This window comes from Halolamina sp. CBA1230, assembly GCF_002025255.2.
Classification (GTDB): domain Archaea; phylum Halobacteriota; class Halobacteria; order Halobacteriales; family Haloferacaceae; genus Halolamina.
In genome coordinates, this window is record NZ_CP054587.1 from 1499992 (window position 1) to 1520303 (window position 20312).

A 20312-nucleotide genomic window follows, 5' to 3' on the forward strand; every position below is an offset into this window, starting at 1 on the left:
TAGTGCTCCCCTACATAAGTAACTCCTTGCTCCGGCGGGTGTCGACCGCAGCGACGACGTACGATACCGCTATGGAAAGGATTTTAAAGAACCTCCCGACATTTTCTATCATGTCCCTGAACATCGGCGATGCCCTCTCGTCGGGTGCGGAGAAGCTGACGACCTCGGGCGGGATCCAACTCGGGATCGTCTACGTGGTGCTCCAGTTGATCACGGTACTCGGGGCTAACTCGATCAGCGCCGAGATCCCCCCGCCGCCGGGGAGCGAAGGGATGGCGGCGGATCCGGCGCTCGCGCTCCCGATCGGGATCGCCGGCGGCGCCGCGCTGGTCGCGCTCGGCGGGATCCTCAACTTCGCGTTCATGATCGTGGCGCTGCGGGCGCTGGACCACGACGCCGCGGAGCTCGGCTCGATCCCCAGCGGCGTCGCGGACAACATGGTGAAGACGTGGGTGTTCCTCCTGATCGCGATGATCGTGCAGGGGATCGCGGTACTCCTCGGCTACATCGCGCTGATCATCCCGGGGATCTTCCTCATGGTCAGCCTGATCTTCACGCAGGTGTTCGTCGCCGTCGAAGGCGAGGGGCCGTTCGAGGCGCTCTCCTCCAGTTGGTCGCTGGCGAAGGGGAACCGCTTCCCGCTGTTCGGCCTCGGCGTGGTGGTCTTCGTGATCAGCCTGCTGGTCAGCATCCCCACAGGGATCGTGATGCTGTTCAGTCCGGCAGTGGGCATGGTGCTCACCTACACCGTCTCCGGGTTCGTGGCTATCTTCTCGCTTGGCGTGCTGATCGACGCGTACCACCAGCTCCAGAGCGAGGCGGCGGCCAGCGAGACGGAGTCCGACGACGACGATGTGGAGCGCATCGACGACGACGACTCCGGCTTCGACTACGCCTGAAGTCCCCGCCTCGGTGACGGTTTCGGATGGTAACTCTTAACCTCGCCGGGGGCTTCGTTTCGCCTGCGGGCCGGTGGGGTAGCTTGGTATCCTTCGGCCTTCGGGTGGCCGTAACCGCGATTCGAATTCGCGCCGGCCCACTACCTTTCCCGCACTCTCAGAACGCCGAGCGACAGCGAGGCGTTCCGAGTGCGGGAAGTCGTGTCGCCAAGCGAATTCGAATGAGGCCCGACGCGCGCAGCGAGCACGTCGGGACGTAATTCGAACTTCGCGCCGGCCCATTTTCATCCCACTTCGCAACGACGAGCCACAGCGAGGCGTCCGTAGTGGGTCGAAAAGGAGTTCCTCGGCGTCGACGACCACGAGGAGCGCTGACAGTACACGATCCCCGGCGTACCAATGAGTACACGTCCGGGAGATCCTCGGAGAGAAGTGAGACCCACCGAACCGCCGAAGTGGGAGCCGACAACGGATCCGACTAGTTGTCGACCAGCCCGAAGTCGGTGCCGTCGCAGTCCGGGCAGGAGTCCCAGTGTTTCGGTGTCATCTCGACTGAGCTGTCGGTTGCGAGGACGAACCCACAGTTCTGACACTCGACGTAGTCGTTTGCCCCCACGGTCGCGGCGGTAAGTGGTATCTCTTCTTTGGCTTTGTGGCCGGTCAGCTGACAGCGCATCACCACGAACGAGCCCTCAGCGCGTCCGAACCCGCCGGTTCGGGCACCGGCTCGTCGCGCCGCCGTCGCCGGAACGCAGCCCGGATCCACACGGGAGAAGGGCTTATCCGTCCCGACCATCTACGCGTGGTAGACTCTCCCACACAAACCGGGAGACGTCTGCCGGAGACGCCGATGCAGTATGTACCGCAGCGGCCCCCTCCCCGCCGAACACAGAACCATGAGCGAAACCGGAAGCACCAGCACAGACACCGAACCCACCGCCGAGAGCACAGAGCCGATCACCGAGGACGTGTCGCTGTCGTCGATCAGCGACGAGTACCGGGCGAGCGTCCCCGACGACCTCCGGGAAACGTACCCCGTCCAGTGGTACCTGAACCGGGTCGTCGACGAGCCGCGGGTGGCACGCAACGCACACCAGCGTCTCGCGGACATGTTCGACTACTACGGCCGCGAGGACGACGACGGCGACGTCGTCCGCTACACGATCGCGAGCGAGGACCCGTTACACGACGGCGAGAACGTCTTCTTCGGCGAGAACGTTCACGAGGCGATCCACCGCTACGTGAACAAGGTGAAATCCGGCGCCCGGGGGTTGGGCCCCGAGCGCCGTATCAAACTCCTGCTCGGGCCGGTCGGCTCGGGTAAGTCCCACTTCGACCACCTCGTCCGGCGCTACTTCGAGGACTACACCCGGCGCGACGAGGGGCGGATGTACACGTTCCGCTGGGTGAACCTCACCGACGTCATCGACGACCAGGACCCCGGCGACGACGCCGTCCGGTCGCCGATGAACCAGGACCCGCTGGTGTTGCTCCCGCGGGAGCCACGCGATCGCGTCCTCGAGCGAGCCAACGAGCGTCTCGACGCCAACTACACGCTGAGCAACGACCAGTCGCTCGACCCCGAGTCCGCGTTCTACATGGAGCGACTGCTGGAGCAGTACGACGACGATCTGGAGGCCGTCCTGGCGAACCACGTCGAGGTGGTCCGCCTCGTCGCCGACGAGAACCGCCGCGAGTGTATCGAGACGTTCGAACCTAAGGACAAGAAGAACCAGGACGAGACCGAGCTCACGGGCGACATCAACTACTCCAAGCTCGCCGTCTACGGCGAGTCCGACCCCCGGGCGTTCGACTACTCCGGCGCGTTGTGTAACGCCAACCGCGGTATCTTCAGCGGCGAGGAGCTGCTGAAGCTCCAGCGGGAGTTCCTCTACGACTTCCTGCACGCGACCCAGGAGGGGACGATCAAACCCCGAAACAACCCCCGGATCGACATCGACCAGGTGATCGTCGGCCGGTCGAACATGCCGGAGTACCGCGACAAACGCGAAGACGAGAAGATGGAGGCGTTCAACGACCGCACCAAGCGGATCGACTACCCCTACGTGCTCGAGTACGAGGCGGAGGCGCGGATCTACGAGCGCCTGCTCGACAACGCCGACATCGACGACGTCAGCGTCGAGCCCCACACGCTGGAGATGGCCGGCCTGTTCGCGGTGCTGACCCGGATCCAGGAGCCGACCGAGCACGACCTCGACCGGCTGGGGAAGGCGAAGGTGTACAACGGCGAGGCCGCGGGCGCCGACGACATCGACCCGGAGAAACTCCGCGACGAAGGGGACGACCGCGCACGGGAGGCCGAGGGGATGGACGGCGTCTCCCCCCGCTTCCTCGCCGACGAGATCGCGGAGGCGATCACCGACGCCGTGCCCCGCGAGGAGGAGTACGTCTCGTCGCTGACGGTGCTGAACTACATCGAGGCGAACCTCGAGAGCCACGGCAGCATCGACCCCGATCGGCTCGGCGACTACGAGACGTTCATCGACGCCGTGCGCGACGAGTACGAGGACCGCGCGATCGAGGACGTCCGCCACGCGCTCGCCTACGAGCTCGACGAGATCCGGGAGCAGGGCGAGAAGTACATGGACCACGTCATGGCGTACATCAACGACGAGACCGTCGAGGACGACGTGGCGGGCGAGGAGCGGTCGCCCGACGAGACGTTCATGCGCGCGGTCGAAGAACAGCTCGACATCCCCGAGGGCCGGAAGGACGACTTCCGCCAGGAGGTCAGCAACTGGGTCGGCCGGCGCGCCCGCCAAGCCGAGAGCTTCAGCCCCGCGGACAACGAGCGCCTGCGCCGCGCGCTCGAGCGGAAGCTCTGGGAGGACAAGAAGCACAACATCAACTACTCCGCCCTGGTCAACGCCGGCGACATCGACGAGGGCGATCGCAACGAGTGGGTCGCCGCGCTGCGGGAGCGTGGCTACTCCGAGGGCGGCGCGATGGAGGTGTTGGAGTTCGCGGGCGCGAAGGTCGCAAAGGACGAGATGGAGGCCGATGAGTGACGAGACCGACGCCGGTCGATCCGATGGCGGGGTCGACCGACCGACCGTCGAGCCGTTCGACGACGACGCGTTCGAGCGCCCGGACGACGCCGGCGTCGATCCGGCAGAGTACGTCGAACGCGGGGACGCGGCGCTGGCCGACCGGTTCGACGAGACCCTGACGTTCTCGGCGTACGTCGAGCGGCTCTTCGAGCGACCGACCGCCGCCGCAGGGAGCACCAAGTACCTGCTGTCCGCGATCGAGTCGATGGGGACCCGCGAGCTGATCGAGGAGGGCGAGGAGCGGACGCGCTACCGCTTCTTCGACGACCCGTACAACGACGGCGAGCACGCCGTGTTGGGCAACACGGAGACGCTGAACGCGTTCGTCCGCGACCTCGAAGCGATCGCCGCCAACCGCGGGAAACAGGAGAGCATCGTCTGGATCGAGGGGCCGACCGCGACCGGGAAATCCGAGCTCAAGCGGTGTCTGATCGACGGGCTCCACGCGTTCTCGAAAACCCCGGCGGGGCGGCGCTACACCGTCGAGTGGAACACGAACGTGGCGGCCGAGGGGGACGCGCTCACCTACGGCACCGAGGCGACCGTCGACGAGGGCGAGTGGTACGAGAGCCCAGTGCAGGCCCACCCGCTGCTGGTGCTCCCGCCGGCGGCCCGCGAGGCGCTGCTCCGGGACCTGAACGAGGTCGACCCGTCGCCGATCGACACGGTCGTCGACGGCGACCTGCCGCCGTTCAGTCGCGAGATGTACGAGACGCTCGCCGAGGCGTACCGCGGCGAGGAGGACGCCTTCTCGTCGATCACCGCCCCCCGGCATCTCCGCGTGAAGAACTACGTCGTCGAGGAGGGACAGGGGATCGGCGTGTTGCACGCCGAGGACGACGGGACGCCCAAGGAGCGACTCGTCGGGACGTGGATGCCGGGGATGCTGCGCGAGCTCGGCTCGCGGGGGCGGAAGAACCCACAGGCGTTCAGCTACGACGGCGTGCTGAGCCAGGGGAACAACCTCCTGACCGTCGTCGAGGACGCCTCGAAACACCGGGACCTGCTCGAGAGCCTCCTGAACGTCCCCGACGAGGAACACGTCAAACTCGACAAGGGGATCGGGATGGACGTCGACACGCAGCTGCTCGTCATCTCGAACCCGGATCTGGCGGCCGAACTCGACAAGTTCGAGGGGCGGACCGACGCGGACCCGCTGAAGGCGCTGAAACGCCGGCTCAGCCGCTACGAGTTCCGGTACCTGCTGAACGTGAGCCTGGAGGCACAGCTGCTGTGGCGCGAACTCACGACCCGCGCCGAGCTGTGGACGATGCAGGACGCCGCGGAGATCCGGACCAACGTTCGGGCGCCGCTGACCGTGACGGTCAAAGCCCCCGACGACGGCGAGGTCACCCGGGAGCTGGCGCCGCATACGGTACAGGCGGCCGCGCTGTACGACGTGGTCTCGCGGCTCGACGGCGACGATCTGCCAGACGGGCTGGGGATCGTCGAGAAAGCCAGGCTGTACGACCACGGCTACGTCCACCGGGACGGCGACCGGGTCGAGAAGGACGCGTTCGACTGGAACGACGACGCCGACGAGGGGCGCTCGGGGATCCCGATCACGTACACCAGGGACGTGGTCGCGACGTTGCTGAGCGAGCCCGCCGACCGCCACCACCCCTCGCTCCCGGTGGCGGACGTGGTGCTCCCGGAGGACGTGCTCGACGCGATGGCGAACGGGCTGGCGAGCACGCCCGTGTTCGCCGACGCGGAGGCCGCCCGGTTCGAGGAGCTGGTCGTGGCGGTGAAAGACGCCGTCTTCGAGGAGCAGGCCGAGGACGTGCGGGCGGCGATGCTCCGCGAGGAGGGGGTCTCCCGCGAGGCCGTCGAGGAGTACGTCGAGCACGTGTTCGCCTGGGGCACCGACGAGTCGTTCGACACCGATGGCCCCGACCCGGTGACGATGAAGCTGTTCGAGACGCGGGAGCTCGGCCGGTTCGACGACGGCGACTACGACGGCGCGGCGCCGAGCGAGGCCGTCGAGCGGTTCCGGCACGACGAGATCATCGTCGCCGTGAACAACATCCTCTGGGAGGAACGCGGCGAGACGTTCGACATCGACGACGTGGACTACCGGGACGTGCCGGCGCTGCGGGCCGCCATCGAGACGAACGACTGGCGCCACGTTCAGGCCGCGTTCGAGGATCTGGACCCGGCGCAGTGGGACGCCCCCGAGGAGAACACCCAGACTGCGGCGGTGAAAGCCGAGACGATCCGGAACATGCAGGAACTGTTCGACTACTCCCCGGCGTCGGCCGAGCTCGTCTCGCGCCGGGTCATGACGGAGGCCCGCCACCGATGGGACTGAGAGACCACATCCGCCGGTTCGAGGAGGTCGGCGAGACGTTCCGCCAGGATCTCCGGGAGTTCATCCGCGAGGGGGAGTTCGAGCCGTCGACCGAGGAGACGATCAAGATCCCCGTGAAAGTCGTCGACCTGCCGGAGATCGCGTACGATCCGATCGACAAGGGTGGGGTCGGGATGGCCGGCGACGCCGACGCCCAGCCCGACCCGGGCCAGCCCGTCAAGGTCCCCGGACAGCCCGAGGGGGGACAGGACGGCGACGGCGACGAGGCGGGCGAGGACGGCGGGGAACACGCCGACTACTACGACATGGACCCCGAGGAGTTCGCCCGCCAGCTCGACGACGAACTCGAGCTGGATCTGGAGCCCAAGGGGAAACAGGTCGCCGAGGAGACCGAGGGGCCCCTGACGGAGGTGACCGAGCGCGGCACCCGGAGCACGCTGATGCTGCGGGAGTGGTTCACGGAGGGGCTGAAACGCAAGCTGGCAACCGACTTCGACGAGAACTACGTCCGGGAGGCGCTCAGGGTCGAGGGGTGGGACGCCGACCGCGTGTTCGCGTGGGCCCGCGAGCAGCGGATCCCCGTCTCCCACGCCTGGATCGTGGACGCCGCCCGCGACATCGACGAACCGGACGCGTGGGCGAGCATCGAGGCGATGGAGGCCGCCGTCGACCACGAGCCGGTCGGCGTCCGGATCCGGCGTGAGGGGATCGAGGAGGTGCCGCTGCGCCGCGAGGACCAGCAGTTCCGCCACCCCGAGATCGAGCGGGAGTACGAGAAGAACGTCGTCGTGGTGAACATCCGCGACGTCTCCGGGTCGATGCGGGCGGAGAAGCGCGAGCTGGTCGAGCGGACGTTCGTCCCGCTCGACTGGTATCTGACCGGGAAGTACGAGGCGGCGGAGTTCGTCTACATCGCCCACAACGCCGACGCGTGGGAGGTCGACCGCGAGGAGTTCTTCCGGCTCTCCTCCTCGGGCGGCACGCGGATCTCCTCGGCGTACGAGCTCGCCGCGGAGCTGTTGGAGGAGAACTACCCGTGGGCGGAGTGGAACCGCTACGTGTTCGCGGCCGGCGACGGCGAGAACCGCGCGGGCGACACCGAGGAGAACGTGATCCCCGCGATGGAGGCGCTGGACGTGAACCTGCACGGCTACCTCCAGACCCAGCCGGGGTCGTCGCGGGGGAGCCACGGCGACGCGGTGCAGCGACACTTCGGCGGCGAGTCGAACGTCGCCGTCGCGGAGGTCGACACGCAGGACGACGTGATCGACGCGATCGAGGCGATCCTGTCGACGGAGGAGACCGATGAGTAACACGTTCAGAGCCGGCGACTCCCGGGAGGCACAGCGCGTCAGGGCGGCGCTCGAGGGGCCAGTCGCGGACGCCCGCGAACTGGCCGAGAAGCTCGGGCTGCGCCCGCGACCGGTGCGCTACTGGCTGGTCAGCTACGACGAGATGCGGGGGCTGATCGCCCAGCAGGGGTTCCAGACGCGCTACCCCCACTGGCGCTGGGGGATGCAGTACAAACAGCAGGAGCGGCGGGAGTTCGCTGGCGGACGGGCGTTCGAGATCGTCAACAACAGCGAGCCCTCCCACGCCTTTCTCCAGCTGTCGAACGAGTTCGCCGACCAGAAGGCGGTGATCACCCACGTCGAGGCTCACTCGGACTTCTTCGCGAACAACCGGTGGTTCGGGCTGTTCAGCCGGGCGCCCGACGCCGCCCGGCTGCTCGCCCGCCACGCCGAGACGATCGAGGAGTACATGACCGACCCCGAGATCGGCCGGGACGCCGTCGAGGCGTTCATCGACCACGTTCTGACGGTCGAGACCGCGATCGATCAGTGGTCGGCGTTCCGCCCCGTCGAGGACCGCTCGAACGCGGACGGCGAGGACGGGCCGGAGCTCTCCCGCGAGGAGCGCGTCACCGAACTCGGGCTGGCCGACGAGATCACCGAGCAGGTGTTCGGCGAGTGGATCGACGACGAGGCGACGAGCGAAGCGGTCGACCGGCTGCCCGACCCGGAGTACGACCTGCTCGGCCTGCTGTACACGTTCGGCCAGCAGTACGACGACGAGTCCGGGGGGGCGGTCGCGTTCGAGGAGTGGCAGCAGGACGTGCTGGCGATGCTGCGGACCGAGAGCTACTACTTCGCCCCCCAGCGGATGACGAAGATCATGAACGAGGGGTGGGCAACGTATTGGGAGTCCGTCATGATGAGCGACGAGCTGTTCGCGGGCACCGACGAGTTCGTCCGCTACGCCGACAAGCAGGCCCAAGTGCTCCAGTCCCGCGGGCTCAACCCCTACGCGCTGGGCAACTCCCTCTGGCAGTACGTGGAGAACAGCGCCAACCGCCGGGAGGTCGTCACCCAGCTCCTCCAGGTCGACGGGATCACCTGGCGGAACTTCCACGACGCCGTCGAGTTCGAGGCCGTGCTCGACGCGCTCGAACCGCCCGCGGCCATCGCGGGCGTCGACGCCGACAGCCTCGACGCCGTCGCCGCGCTCGACGACCGGTACGTCGACGAGGACGGGCTCGCCGCCGCCCGCGAGGGCGAGATCGACGCGACGGCGTTCCCGTGGAAGCTGCTGACGTACGACGCGATGGTCGAGCGCCACTACTCGCTGGTCCGCCCCGAGAACCGGAGCTTCCTCGCGGACGTCAGCCGCGAGCGCGTCGAGGAGCTCTCGCGGTACGTGCTCGAACCGGACCGGTTCGACAGCGTCGACGAGGCGCTCGCGACCGTCGACAAGGCCGCCGGCTGGGAGCGGATGCGCGAGGTCCGGGAGAGCAAGAACGACGTGACGTTCGTCGACGAGTACCTCACCCAGGAGTTCGTCGACATCCACGGGCTGTTCGCCTACGAGTACAGCCACCGGGCGGACGGGTTCCGCGTCAGCAGCACCGACGTCGAAGCGGTCCGGAACAAGCTGCTGCTCGAGTTCACCAACTTCGGCAAACCCCGCGTCAGCGTGCGGGAGATCAACTACGGCAACCAGGGCGAGCTGCTGCTGGCCCACGAGTACAACGGGATCCGGATGGACATCGAGCAGATGGGGGACGTGCTGGAGCGGCTGTTCGAACTCTGGGGCCGTCCGGTCAACTGCAAAACCATCGACAAGCGCGTGACCGACGAGGCGATCGAGCGGGCGGCCCGGCGGCGCCAGGAGCCCGAGCCCGAGGAGGTGGGCGTGATGCTGCGCTACGACGGCGACGGGTTCACCGTCACCGAACTCGACGACGAGGCGGTCGCGGACATCGCCGCCGACGACGTGGACTACGACACCACGCCGTCGAACTGGTCGAACTGAGCCGCTACTCGCCCGCCCGGAGCTCCATTTCCACGTTCTCGGTGTCGAACTGGAGCCGGACCGGCGTATGCAACCGCTGTAGTCCGGCCGTATCCGGTCGCTCCGACGCGAGCACGAGGTCGCCGGAGTCCGCTTCGACGCCCAGGTAGCGCGTCTCGCCCGGTTCGAACGGGCCCTCGATGGTCTCGTAAGGACCGAACGGACCGAGGTTGACCGTGGCGTTCTCGACGGCGACAGTGCCGTCGTTCTCGATCGCGAGCAGCGAGCCGTTGCCGGTCAGCGATACCGAGATATCGGGGACGTTCGAGAGCCACGACGGGGGCCGAGGTTCGACGCCGGTCGTCGCCGTGTACTCGGTATTGGAGAAGTACGTCCCGTTCTCGCCCCGGTACGTCGCGTTCTGGCTCCGCATATCGACGGTCGCTTCGTGGATCATCCCGTTTTCGCTCACGAGCAGCGTGGCGTCGTACGACGACAACGACAGGGCGTTCCGTGCCTCGACCACGCTCTCGTTGGCATCGGTCGCGACGAATCGGAGCAGCCGATCACCGTCGTGGTCGACGACACCGGCGAAGGCGAACTCGCCGTAGCCGATCCCCGTCAACGGGACGGTGGCGTAGAGCGACGGGAGGTTCTCCGCGAGCTCGTGCCGCAGCGTGCCCCGACCGTTGACCGTGTAGCTGATCGAGTCGTCGTCGCTCCACAGCGGATCCTCGGTCCGACCAACCGTTTGGTTGGCCGTCGACCAGGTGTTTCGTCCCAACGTCACCCCCGAATCCGAACGGATGCGGACGCGCTCGCCGGCCTCGGCCACGAGGAACTCCTCCGGACCGTCGTTGTGAGTCTGCGTGGCGCGCACACGGTAGGTGGACTCGTTCAGCGCCGCGAAGTGGGCCTCGATGAGCGCCGAGGCGTTGTCGATCCCGTCGGCGCTCGTCCCGTTCGGGAAGGAGAGCTCCGCCGGGGGCGTCCCCGTCGCCGGAACCTCGGTCGCTGTCGGCGAGGGCGTGGCTGTCGAGTTGGCCACAGACGAGTCTGTCGGGGCGGTCGTCGAGTCAGTTACGATCGGTTCCGTCGTCGTTCCCGACGCCCCCGAACAGCCGGCGAGAAGCAACATCCCCGCGAGGGCGACAGCCAGCAGCGGTCGAGACATTCGTACAGTCACACACAAATATCGGATAAATATATCTGACGGTCATTCAACAAGTAGGGGAGCCGCGGCGAAGCGCTGACTATTAGTGCGCCCACGCCGCCTCTCCGACCGAATGCTCGTCCTCGTGTGTGGGCTGCCCGGCACCGGCAAATCCACCGTCGCCGAGCGGATCGTCGAACTGCTCCCGGCGCGCCTGCTGCGGACGGACGTGGTGCGCAAGGAACTGTTCCCGGAGCCGACCTACGAGGCCGAGGAGTCCGCCGCGGTGTACGACGAACTGCTCGACCGGGCGCGGGACCTGCTCGACGCCGGCGAGCACGTCGTCCTCGACGCCACGTTCCGCCGGCAGGAGCTCCGTGATCGCGCCGCGGCGGTCGCCGACGACACCGACACCGAGTTCCGTCTCGTCCGCGTGGAGTGTGCGGAGTCGGTCGTCAAGGAGCGGATCCAGCGCCGCCAGCTCGAGGAGGACGACGAGAGCGACGCCGACTTCTCGGTGTACAACCAGCTCAAAACGGAGTTCGAGCCGATCGAGCGCGAGACCCACATCGTCGTCGACAACTCCGGCTCGCTCGCAGCGACGCTGTCGGCCGTCGACGAGGCGTTCCGCGCCGCCGCGGCCGCCTGATCGACCGTCCCGCGACCGGCTATTCTCGCCCGCGCTACCCGTCCTCAAAAGGGTTATGCCCCGGGGGCCACCGACTGTACGGTAATGGACCGAAAGCGACGCGGCGTCGTCCTCGTGGTCGGCGCCGTGGCCCTCCTCGTACTGACGATGGGTGCGAGCGCCGCGCTCGCGCCCGACGCGGCCGTGGCCGGAGCCGATGGCGAACGGCAGACCCTCGTCGGGGTCCAGGGCGGCGGCCCCGGCTGGCACCAGTACGGCAGCGTCGCGATGTACGAGGGCAACGACGTCGCGTGGCGGATGGGCGACACGGACAGCTACTTCGACGTGACCCAGCTCGACAACGGCAGCGTGATGGCCGGGTTCATGGACGGCGGCTACGAGGACTGTGGCCCCTACGAGTCGCCCTGTACCCACACCGGGTTCCGCATCCTCGACCCCGACACCGAGTCCATCGAGTACGAGTACTCCTTCCCGGTCCGGAGCAGCGGCAACAGCGAGGTCCACGACGTCGAGCAGTTGGGTGACGGCGAGTACCTCCTCAGCGACATGGAGCACGAGCGCCTCCTGATCGTCGAGGACGGCGAACCCGTCTGGCAGTGGAACGCCAGCAGCTACTACGACGCTCCCGACGACCCGACGACGGTCGACTGGCTCCACATCAACGACGTCGACGTGGTCGACGAGAACCAGTTCCTGGTCTCGGTCCGCAACGCCAACCAGATCCTCGTCGTCGACCGCGAGGAGGGTGTGATCGAGACGATCAACGAGGACAGGGGTGGCGACGACAGCTCCTGCACCCACGACGGCCAGCTCGCGGACCGGGACGGGGACGGCGACGTGCGCTGTGGCAACCCCGAGATCCTCGACCACCAGCACAACCCGCAGTGGCTCGGCGGCACCCCCGGCGGCGACGGCGAGGCGGCGGTGCTCGTCGCCGACAGCGACAACGACCGCGTCGTCGAACTCCGCCGCGAGGACGGCGAGTGGGCGGTCGCGTGGACGCTCGACCGCGCCGGCGGAATCGAACTCCACTGGCCCCGGGACGCCGACCGACTGGGCAACGGCAACACGCTGGTGACGGACACGCTCAACAAGCGCGTGTTCGAGATCACCCCCAACGGCACGGTGGTCTGGTCGGTCGCGACCGAGCGCATCCCCTACGAGGCCGACCGCGTGCCCTACGGCGAACCGCCGGAGGGTGAGTGGTACGTCGGCGGTTCGAACGGGAACGGCGACGGTCCGAGCGACGCCGACGAGGGCGGCGGGATCCCCGTGCTCGACGAGGCCGCCGCGCTCCTCCCCGGCGTGTTCCCGTGGCTGCCGTTCTGGTTCGACGGCGCCCGACTGGGGCTGACGATCCTCTCGGTCGGGATCGCCGGCGTCGGCGCGCGGGACCTGTGGCGGACGCGGTAAGGCGGCGACCGCGGCCGGACCTGTGGCGGACGCGGTAAGGCGGCGACCGCGGACCGTCCCCCTTTTTGCGCGATCGGTTGCCACCACCGACTATGACCGAGGACACCGACCTCGCCTGGGAGACGCTCGACAGCGAGATCGACTACCGCTGTCCCGGCTTCGACGTTCGGGAGTCGGCCGTCCGGCTCCCGGACGGCACCGAGACCGACTACCACCACGTCGAGGAAGTCGAGAGCGTCGTCGTGCTCCCGTTCCTGCCCGGCGGCGACGAGGTCGTGCTGATCGAGGAGTGGCGCCAGGCGGTCGACCGCGTCAACCGCGGGCTCCCCGCCGGCGGCGTCGAACCCGAGGAGGACGACCTCGAAGCCGCGGCTCGCCGGGAGCTCCGGGAGGAGACGGGGTACGAGGCCGACGCGATGACGCATCTCTGTACGACCGAGCCGGTCAACGGGATCGCGAACTCGACCCACCACACGTTCGTCGCGGGTGGGTGTGAGCCGGCGGCCGAGCAGGAGCTCGATCACGACGAGAGCATCCGGACGCTGACGGTCGCATACGACGACCTCGTCGCGGCGGTTCGTGAGGGGGAGATCCGTGACGGTCGAGCGGCGCTGGCGGTGAGCCGCTACGAGCTCGGCTGACGAGGGGAACGTCTTTGGCCTCGGCGCCCCGGCTTCGGGTATGGACTCTCGACTGCGTGCGATCGGCGTCGGCGTCGGGCTCGGCATCGCCGGGATCGGCGTCGCGCTGGTGCTGGTGCTGCTCAGCGCGCTCACGCTGAGCTTCGCCGGCGTCACGATCACCCCCGTCCTCAGCATCGTGCTCTCCCTCCTGCTGACCCAGGGCGTCGCCTTCCTCGGCGTCGGCGCCCTCTACCTCCGGGAACGCGGGATCCCCGTCCGCTCGATCGGCGTCCGGCTCCCGTCGATCAAGGAGTTCGGGATCGTGATCGGTGCGCTGGTGCTGAGCTTCGTCTACCTGATCGCGGTGAGCCAGCTGCTCTCGGCGACGGGCACCGAGGCCGCCGAGAACCAGGTGAGCAGCCTCGCGATGGAGAACCCCGAGATCGTGCTCTACCTGCTGCCGGGGTCGTTCCTCCTGATCGGGCCGGGCGAGGAGCTGCTGTTCCGCGGCGTCGTCCAGAACCGCATCCGTGAGGCGTTCTCACCGGTTCCGGGCGTGGTCATCGCCAGCGTGATCTTCGCGGCGATCCACGTCGGCTCGCTGGTCGCCACCGACCCGTCGGCAGTCCTGGTGAGCGTCGGCGTGCTGATGGGGCCGAGCCTGATCCTCGGCGGCATCTACGAGTACACCCGCAACCTCGTGGTGCCGATCATCGTCCACGGCACGTACAACGCGCTCATCTTCCTCTCGCTGTACCTCGTGGCGACCGGGGCGGTCGAGGAGAGCGGGAACGCGGCTGCCGCCGTCGTCGCCGCACTCCCCTGACAACGCAACCCCTTACCGTTCGCCCGCGGAACTCGGTCCATGCGCGACGCCTTCGAGATCCGGGCCAGCGACGGGCTGGCCCGCGTCGGCCGACTGACGGTGCCCCGCGCGGGCGTCACCGTCGAGACGCCGGCGCTGATGCCGGTGGTCAACCCCAACCTCCAGACGATCTCCCCCCGCCGGCTCCACGAGGAGTTCGGCGCCGAGATCCTGATCACCAACTCCTACATCATCCGCACGACCGACGACCTGCGCGAGCGCGCGGAAGCGCAGGGGCTCCACGAGATGCTCGACTTCCCGGGCGCGATCGTCACCGACTCCGGCTCGTTCCAGCTCGCGGAGTACGGCGAGATCGACACCACCACCACCGAGATCCTCGAGTTCCAGCACGAGATCGGGAGCGACATCGGCACGCCCGTCGACATCCCGACGCCGCCGGACGTGAGCCGCGAGCAGGCCGAGGAGGAGCTGGCGGCGACCGAGGAGGCCCTCGCGGACGCCGAGGCCGTCGACACCGGCGAGATGCTGATCAACGCCCCCGTCCAGGGCTCCACCTACACCGACCTCCGCGAGCAGGCGGGCGAACACGCCGCGAGCACGGGGCTGGACGTGTTCCCTGTCGGCGCGGTCGTCCCGCTGCTGAACAGCTACCGCTACGACGACATGATCGACGTGACCGCCGCCGCCAAGCGCGGGCTGGGCGCGGACTGCCCCGTCCACCTGTTCGGTGCGGGCCACCCCATGATGTTCGCGCTCGCCGCGGCGGTGGGCTGTGACCTGTTCGACTCCGCGGCGTACGCGCTGTACGCCCGCGACGGGCGGTATCTCACCGTCAGCGGCACCGAACAGCTCGACGAACTCTCCTACCTGCCCTGTCCCTGCCCGATCTGTACCGAACACGACCCCGACTCGCTCCGCGCGCTCGACGAGCGCGAGCGGGAGAACGCGCTCGCCGAGCACAACCTCCACGTCACGTTCGCGGAGATCCGCCGGGTCCGGCAGGCGATCCGGGAGGGGAGCCTCATGGAACTGGTCGAGCAGCGCGCCCGCGCCCACCCTGCCAGCGCGGACGGCTACAAGGCACTCCTCGACCACGCCGAGCAGTTGGAGGAGAACGACCGCGTCTCGAAGGGGACGTTCTTCTACACCTCGCCCGAGAGCGCCCGCCGGCCGGAGGTGCTGCGGCACCACGAGCGCCTTTCACGGCTCGAAACGCCCGAAAAGACCCTCCTCACGGAGTTCGACGCGCCCGCGGACCACGACCACGACCACGACGCCGTCTGGCGGCTCGAACCGCCCTTTGGCCCGTTCCCGCCGTCGCTGTCGGAGACGTACCCGCTGCACGCCGAGACGCCCGAGCGACTGGAGCCGCCGGCGTACGTCGCCGCCGCCGACGGGGTGACCGCGCTGGTCGAAGCGAACCCCGAGACCGCGTTCACGCTGGGGCACGACGGCTGGCCGGACGAGGCGCTGGCGGCGCTGCCCGAGGACGTGGCGACGGAGGACCTCTCGAAGCTGGGCGAGGAATAGTCAGAGCTAACACACAGCCGACACCGCCTCCGGGTATGACCGTGTTCGGCATGCTCCGTGTCACGCCCGTCACCGACGAGGACATCACCGAGGAAGTCGCCGGCGCCATCGAGGCACTGGAGGAACACGACGTCGAGTACGAAACGAACCCCATGTCGACCGTGATCGAGGCCGAGGACGTCGACGCCCTGCTGGCGGCCGTCGGTGCCGCCCACCAGGCGGTTCCGGGCGACCATGTCGAGACGCTGCTGCAGATCGACGACCGCCGCGACGAGACGATGCGCGCCTGCCGAAAGACCGAAAAAGTCGAAGCGGAACTCGGCCGCGAGGCCAGAAGCGACCGCGAGTAGCTACTGCTCGGCCGCCATCCGGCCCCAGTCCGTCAGCCAGCCCTCCAGGTTCCCCCGCAGTTCGTCGTAGCTGAACAGCAGCGGCTCCGGCGGCGTCCGTGCGTACTCGTCGAACACGTCGGGCACCTCGGCGTTGTCGGTTACGGGGTTGGAGACGTTGAGTTCCGCGAGTTTTCCCTGTGCCGCGGGGCTGAGCATGAAATCGAAGAACGTCTCGGTCAGCCGGTCGTCCGCCGAGCCGGCGAAGGCGGCCATCCCGCTGAGGTTGGTGTAGCCGTGGCCGCCGGGGAACGCGATCCGGTGGCCGTCCAAATCGGCACCGCTGCGCTTCGCGTACACTCGGTCGTTCGAGAACGAGCTGATCACGTCGACCTCACCCTCGCCGAAGGCGGCGTAGACGCTGTCCCAGGCGTCGAGCACCCTGGCGCCGTTGTCGAACAGGTCCCGCCAGTAGTCGAGGTAGCCGTCCTCGCCGAACTCCTTGATCGTCCACAGCAACACGTACAGCCCGGTGTTGTCGGTCTGGGGGTTCTGGAGCAGCACGTTCCCCGCGTAGGCGTCGGTCGTCAGTGCCTCGAGCCCCTCGAACCCGTCCACGTCGCGGCCGTCGTAGACGAAGCTGCAGTAGCCCGAGAACACCGGCAGCACGCGGTTCCGTTCGTCGAACTGTCGGGCGGTGACGTGCTCCCAGTTCGAGAGCGCGCTCACGTCCGGCGCCGCGAACAGGTCGCCGTCGGTTTCCCGGTCGACCCGGACCAGTTCGGGCACTTTCAGCCCCACGTAGGCGTCAGCGTCGACGGTCGCCCCGCTGTTGGCCTGCTGGACGTAGCGATTGATACCGTTCTCGGGGGTGACCCACTCGAGCGTGGCGTCGGGGTACCGACGTTCGAACTCCTCTTTCAGCCACGGGCCGGGACTGCTCGACGGCGCGTCGACGAAGGAGCTGTACGTCGCGACCGTCAGCGTTCCCGACCCCCCGGCATCGGGGCTGCTCAGGCAGCCAGCGAGCCCCAGCGCACCCGTCGCCGCGAGATACTGTCGTCGTTTCACGACCGAGTTGTACCATCGGATAGTTAAAGGGGCGGCGAAAGCGCCGGAGTGGTATCGGTCGTCAAACGGGCGGGAGCGACAGCATCCCCGAGATCGACACGTCGGCCCGCGGCGGGTCGAACGAGACGTGACCGAGTTCACGGAGCGTCCGGAGTGCGTAGAGGCTCCGCGCCGGTGCGAAGAGCGCCTCGGCGTCCTCGGGGAAGACACCGTACCAGCGCAACGGGTAGTTCCCGCGGGACTCCATTGCCGCGGGCGGGACGGCCTGTCCGCCGAGCCACGCTTCGAACCCCTTCTCCCCCGAGTAATCCGGGTGAGTACGCTCGGGGGCCCGGTCGAACCGCCGCCGGAGCTGGTCGAAGGGCGTCCAGTCGCGGTCGGTCCGCGCCGCGGTCGCGTCGTCGACGCCTGCCACCTCGGCGAACCGTTTGCGGGCGTAGCACCGCTGGAGCGACTTGTCGTGACGCACCGACAGCGGCAGCGAGCCCCAGAGTTCGACGTATTCGGGGTCCCACAGCGGCAGCCACCAGTCGTAGCCGAACCACTCGTAGAGTCGACAGTCAGCGTTGGTGAACGTCGACATCCTCGTAGCCCACTCCCACTGCTCGTAGGCCGCTGCGGCCTCGTCGCCCCCCAACGGTGCTGTGTCGCCACGCTCGCCGCCGGCGCTGTCGAGCCCCGCGACCTCGGCGATCCGGGCGGCGAATCGCTCCCGGAGCTCCGGATCGTCCCAGTCCCAGAGCGCGTAGTGGCTGTCGAACACGTGACCGACAACGTCCTCACGGGTGACGGTATCGTCGCCGACCCACGCCGCCGGCACGCGTTCACTCGGCGTGGCGACCGTGTGCCCCGGACAGACCAGCGCGTCCTCGGGGAGCGCTTCCGACTCGGTGAGTTCGTCCACCGCGGGCCACTCCGCGAGGAACGGTAGCGAGTCGAAACCGAACGCGTAGTCGTGGTACGCCCGTCGGGCGTCGGAGTGGTACCAGTCCCGCCATCGCTCGGTGGTGTACTCGACCCAGTGCCACTCGACGCCGAGTGCGTCGGCCACGTCGCGGCTCACTTCAACGTCGGCGTGGCCGGCGGCGCCGAAGGTGAACGCCACCACCTCGACGCCACGGTCGACCAGTTCGGTGGCGATTAGCCGTGAGTCCCACCCACCGCTGAGCGGGACGGCGACCGGGCGGCCGTCGGCGACGGCGACGACGCGGTCGAACACGTTCCCGACAACGCCACCGAACCGATCGAGAAGGTCGCCGCGTTCCACCCCGACGGCGGGGTCACCGGTTTCGGCGGTCGGTCGGTAACGGCTGTGCTGTGTTCGTTCGATCCCCGAGCCGTCGTCCGGCAGCACAACCATCTCGCCGGCGCAGACGCCGCGCACCTCGGGACGGAGCGTCTCCCCCCCGGTCACGTACCGCGTGAGCGCGAACTCACTCGCAGCGACCGGATCGTAAGCCGCCGGGTCGGCAGCCGCGAGTTCGGTACCCACGTCGCTGATCCCCGCGTTCGAGAAGTACAGTGGAACGCTCCGGGCGGTGTCACAGATCAGCGCCGTCGCGTCGGGCAGGCGGACCACGGCGGCGAAAAACCCCGTCGACTCCGCCGCCACTGTGCGGACCTCGGTAGCGTCCCGGCAGCCGTCGAACACCGCGGCTGGATGACGCGGTTCGCCGTCAGTGACGACCGTCCCGCGTGCCGTCGCGGTTCCGATCCGACGCCAGCCGTCGGCGACGAGGCGGCGCTCCCGGCTCGGATCCTCACCGCTCATAGCGACTCGATCGCCGTCATCGCCCCGTAGCTCAGAATCAGCGAGAGCGCGAGCGAGCCGATCCACGCGAGCACCGTGAACAGCATCTTCTTCCGGCTCACCCCCGCGCCGCCGGCGGCGTACCCCGAGCCAACGATCGCGGAGACGATGATCTCGTTGAACGAGACGGGGATCCCGAACGCGACGGCGGTCTGGGCGATCGCGAAACTCGGGATCAGCGCGGCGATCGAGCGCCGCGGGCCGAGGCTGGAGTAGTCCTGGGCGAGCGCCTTGATCATCCGCGGTGCGCCGGTCCACGACCCGACGAGCAGCCCCAGCCCGCCGCCGAGCAGCAGCGCCACGATCGGGATCGACTGGAACGTATCCAGCAGCGGGACGAGCGGCCCGATCGCCAGCCCGACCTGCGAGCCGCCGGCGGAGAACGCGACCAGCCCCCCCAGCGCGAGCAGGAAGTGGCGTTGAGCGGCGGCCTCGTTGCGCCGGGCCTCCGCGGCGACCAGCCCTGCGACGAGCAGCGACAGCACGACGGTGACGCCGCCGCGGGCGGGGGGCCCGCCGCCGGCGAGCGCGCGGCCGAGTTCGCCCGCGATCGAGCCGCTACCGTCCGCCGGCCCGAGCAGCGCGAAGTCGACGTTGACGACGATCGCACCGACGAGCCCCGCGAGCGCCGGCACGGCCACTCGCTCCGGCACGCCGTCGGCGCGCAGCAGCCGCGCGGTGGCGTACGCGATCCCCCCGCCGACGAAGGGTGTGAGCACCCACAGCGCGACGATCTGGCGGTACTTCGCCCACGCGGGGTCGCCGCCCAACGCGAGGCCGACGCCGACGACGGCGCCGGTGACGGTAAAGGCGGTCGCGATCGGGTAGCCACGGAACACGCCTAGCGCGACCAGCGTGGCCGCGATCAGCAGGCCGACCGTCGCCGCCAGCGCGGTGAGCGAGACACCGCCGACGAGTTCGGAGCCGACCGCCTCGGTGACGCTCTGGCCCTGCAACACCGCGCCGGCGAAGCCGAGAACCCCCACCACGAGGCCGGCACGCATCACCGAGATGGCGTTGGCACCGACCGCGGGAGCGAACGGCGTGGAGCCGGAGGAGCCCGCGCCGATCGCCCACGCCATGAACAGGCTCGCGAGCGCGGCCACCACGGCGGTCCCGAGGGTGAACGCGTCTACCACGCGTCCCTCACCGTCCCTTCCCGCTCTCGAACCCCTCGCGGAGTCCGAGGACCGTCCGACGCACGAGCAGGTACATGAAGAAGACGAACCCCAGCATCCCCACCAGCACCACGGTGAACAGGGGATTCGAGACGAGGAAATCGAACGCCTCGCCGACGATAGTGGCTGGAGCGACCATACGCCGCGTTCTCCCGGCG

Annotated in this window: 17 protein-coding genes and 1 tRNA gene; 12 read left to right on the forward strand and 6 right to left on the reverse strand. The window is 68.6% G+C overall.

Translation table 11 applies throughout. The annotated features are described in order from the left end of the window. The first annotated feature begins 110 nt into the window (after positions 1-110). Together B4589_RS07825 and B4589_RS07830 are read left to right on the forward strand one after the other, a co-directional pair. On the forward strand, positions 111-899 hold the full coding sequence (locus tag B4589_RS07825; RefSeq protein WP_079233740.1) for a hypothetical protein: 789 nt from the start codon (positions 111-113) through the stop codon (positions 897-899). A gap of 67 nt (positions 900-966) precedes the next feature. Continuing rightward, positions 967-1039 (forward strand) — tRNA-Pro (locus B4589_RS07830). Between the two features lie 338 nt (positions 1040-1377). On the opposite strand, the gene B4589_RS07835 is transcribed toward B4589_RS07830, so the two are convergent. Continuing rightward, complete coding sequence (locus B4589_RS07835) at positions 1378-1695, reverse strand: hypothetical protein (protein WP_079233741.1); 318 nt, start codon at positions 1693-1695, stop codon at positions 1378-1380. Positions 1696-1795: 100 nt separating this feature from the next. On the opposite strand from B4589_RS07835, the gene B4589_RS07840 reads away from it, so the two are divergent. Genes B4589_RS07840 through B4589_RS07855 form a run of 4 tightly spaced genes read left to right on the forward strand, consistent with a single transcriptional unit; the run spans position 1796 to position 9593 of the window. Beyond that, positions 1796-3928 carry a PrkA family serine protein kinase gene (locus B4589_RS07840; protein ID WP_394353836.1) on the forward strand — a complete coding sequence of 711 codons (2133 nt, stop codon included), beginning with the start codon at positions 1796-1798 and terminating at the stop codon, positions 3926-3928. Further along, the gene (locus B4589_RS07845; RefSeq protein ID WP_079233742.1) at positions 3921-6281 is read left to right on the forward strand and encodes a kinase anchor protein; all 2361 of its coding nucleotides are present in this window, start codon (positions 3921-3923) and stop codon (positions 6279-6281) included. The genes B4589_RS07840 and B4589_RS07845 overlap by 8 nt, the downstream gene beginning before the upstream one ends. Then, positions 6272-7594, forward strand: coding sequence for a DUF444 family protein (locus B4589_RS07850; RefSeq protein WP_079233743.1), 1323 nt, complete (start codon positions 6272-6274; stop codon positions 7592-7594). The genes B4589_RS07845 and B4589_RS07850 overlap by 10 nt, the downstream gene beginning before the upstream one ends. Then, complete coding sequence (locus B4589_RS07855; protein ID WP_079233744.1) at positions 7587-9593, forward strand: SpoVR family protein; 2007 nt, start codon at positions 7587-7589, stop codon at positions 9591-9593. The genes B4589_RS07850 and B4589_RS07855 overlap by 8 nt, the downstream gene beginning before the upstream one ends. A 4-nt stretch (positions 9594-9597) precedes the next feature. Here the strand turns inward: B4589_RS07855 and B4589_RS07860 are convergent, their stop codons facing one another. After that, a complete protein-coding gene (locus B4589_RS07860; protein ID WP_079233746.1) occupies positions 9598-10746 on the reverse strand; it encodes a hypothetical protein in 1149 nt (382 codons plus the stop codon). Positions 10747-10858: 112 nt separating this feature from the next. Here B4589_RS07860 and B4589_RS07865 point away from each other — a divergent pair, with 112 nt between their 5' ends. The 6 genes from B4589_RS07865 (at position 10859) to B4589_RS07890 (ending at position 16116) form a co-directional block, all read left to right on the forward strand. After that, on the forward strand, positions 10859-11374 hold the full coding sequence (locus B4589_RS07865; RefSeq protein WP_079233747.1) for an AAA family ATPase: 516 nt from the start codon (positions 10859-10861) through the stop codon (positions 11372-11374). A gap of 84 nt (positions 11375-11458) precedes the next feature. Then, positions 11459-12787, forward strand: coding sequence for an arylsulfotransferase family protein (locus tag B4589_RS07870; RefSeq protein ID WP_079233748.1), 1329 nt, complete (start codon positions 11459-11461; stop codon positions 12785-12787). A 92-nt stretch (positions 12788-12879) separates the two neighbouring features. Continuing rightward, positions 12880-13428: an NUDIX hydrolase gene (locus B4589_RS07875; protein ID WP_079233749.1), complete on the forward strand. Its 549-nt coding sequence runs from the start codon at positions 12880-12882 to the stop codon at positions 13426-13428. 40 nt (positions 13429-13468) lie between these two features. Further along, the gene (locus B4589_RS07880; protein ID WP_079233750.1) at positions 13469-14236 is read left to right on the forward strand and encodes a CPBP family intramembrane glutamic endopeptidase; all 768 of its coding nucleotides are present in this window, start codon (positions 13469-13471) and stop codon (positions 14234-14236) included. 39 nt (positions 14237-14275) lie between these two features. Then, positions 14276-15766: a tRNA guanosine(15) transglycosylase TgtA gene (gene tgtA, locus B4589_RS07885; RefSeq protein WP_079233752.1), complete on the forward strand. Its 1491-nt coding sequence runs from the start codon at positions 14276-14278 to the stop codon at positions 15764-15766. 35 nt (positions 15767-15801) lie between these two features. Next, positions 15802-16116, forward strand: a complete 315-nt coding sequence (locus tag B4589_RS07890; protein WP_079233753.1) for a thiamine-binding protein — start codon at positions 15802-15804, stop codon at positions 16114-16116. Here B4589_RS07890 and B4589_RS07895 read toward each other — a convergent pair whose 3' ends face one another. The 4 genes from B4589_RS07895 to B4589_RS07910 all read right to left on the reverse strand — a co-directional run bounded on the left by B4589_RS07895 (position 16117) and on the right by B4589_RS07910 (position 20293). Then, the gene (locus tag B4589_RS07895; protein ID WP_079233754.1) at positions 16117-17166 is read right to left on the reverse strand and encodes a thiamine ABC transporter substrate binding subunit; all 1050 of its coding nucleotides are present in this window, start codon (positions 17164-17166) and stop codon (positions 16117-16119) included. A gap of 61 nt (positions 17167-17227) precedes the next feature. After that, positions 17228-18937 carry an asparagine synthase-related protein gene (locus tag B4589_RS07900; RefSeq protein WP_079233756.1) on the reverse strand — a complete coding sequence of 570 codons (1710 nt, stop codon included), beginning with the start codon at positions 18935-18937 and terminating at the stop codon, positions 17228-17230. After that, positions 18934-20115 carry an inorganic phosphate transporter gene (locus B4589_RS07905; protein ID WP_079233757.1) on the reverse strand — a complete coding sequence of 394 codons (1182 nt, stop codon included), beginning with the start codon at positions 20113-20115 and terminating at the stop codon, positions 18934-18936. The genes B4589_RS07900 and B4589_RS07905 overlap by 4 nt, the downstream gene beginning before the upstream one ends. Before the next feature lie 7 nt (positions 20116-20122). Continuing rightward, a complete protein-coding gene (locus tag B4589_RS07910) occupies positions 20123-20293 on the reverse strand; it encodes a hypothetical protein (protein ID WP_176330511.1) in 171 nt (56 codons plus the stop codon). Positions 20294-20312 lie beyond the last annotated feature (19 nt).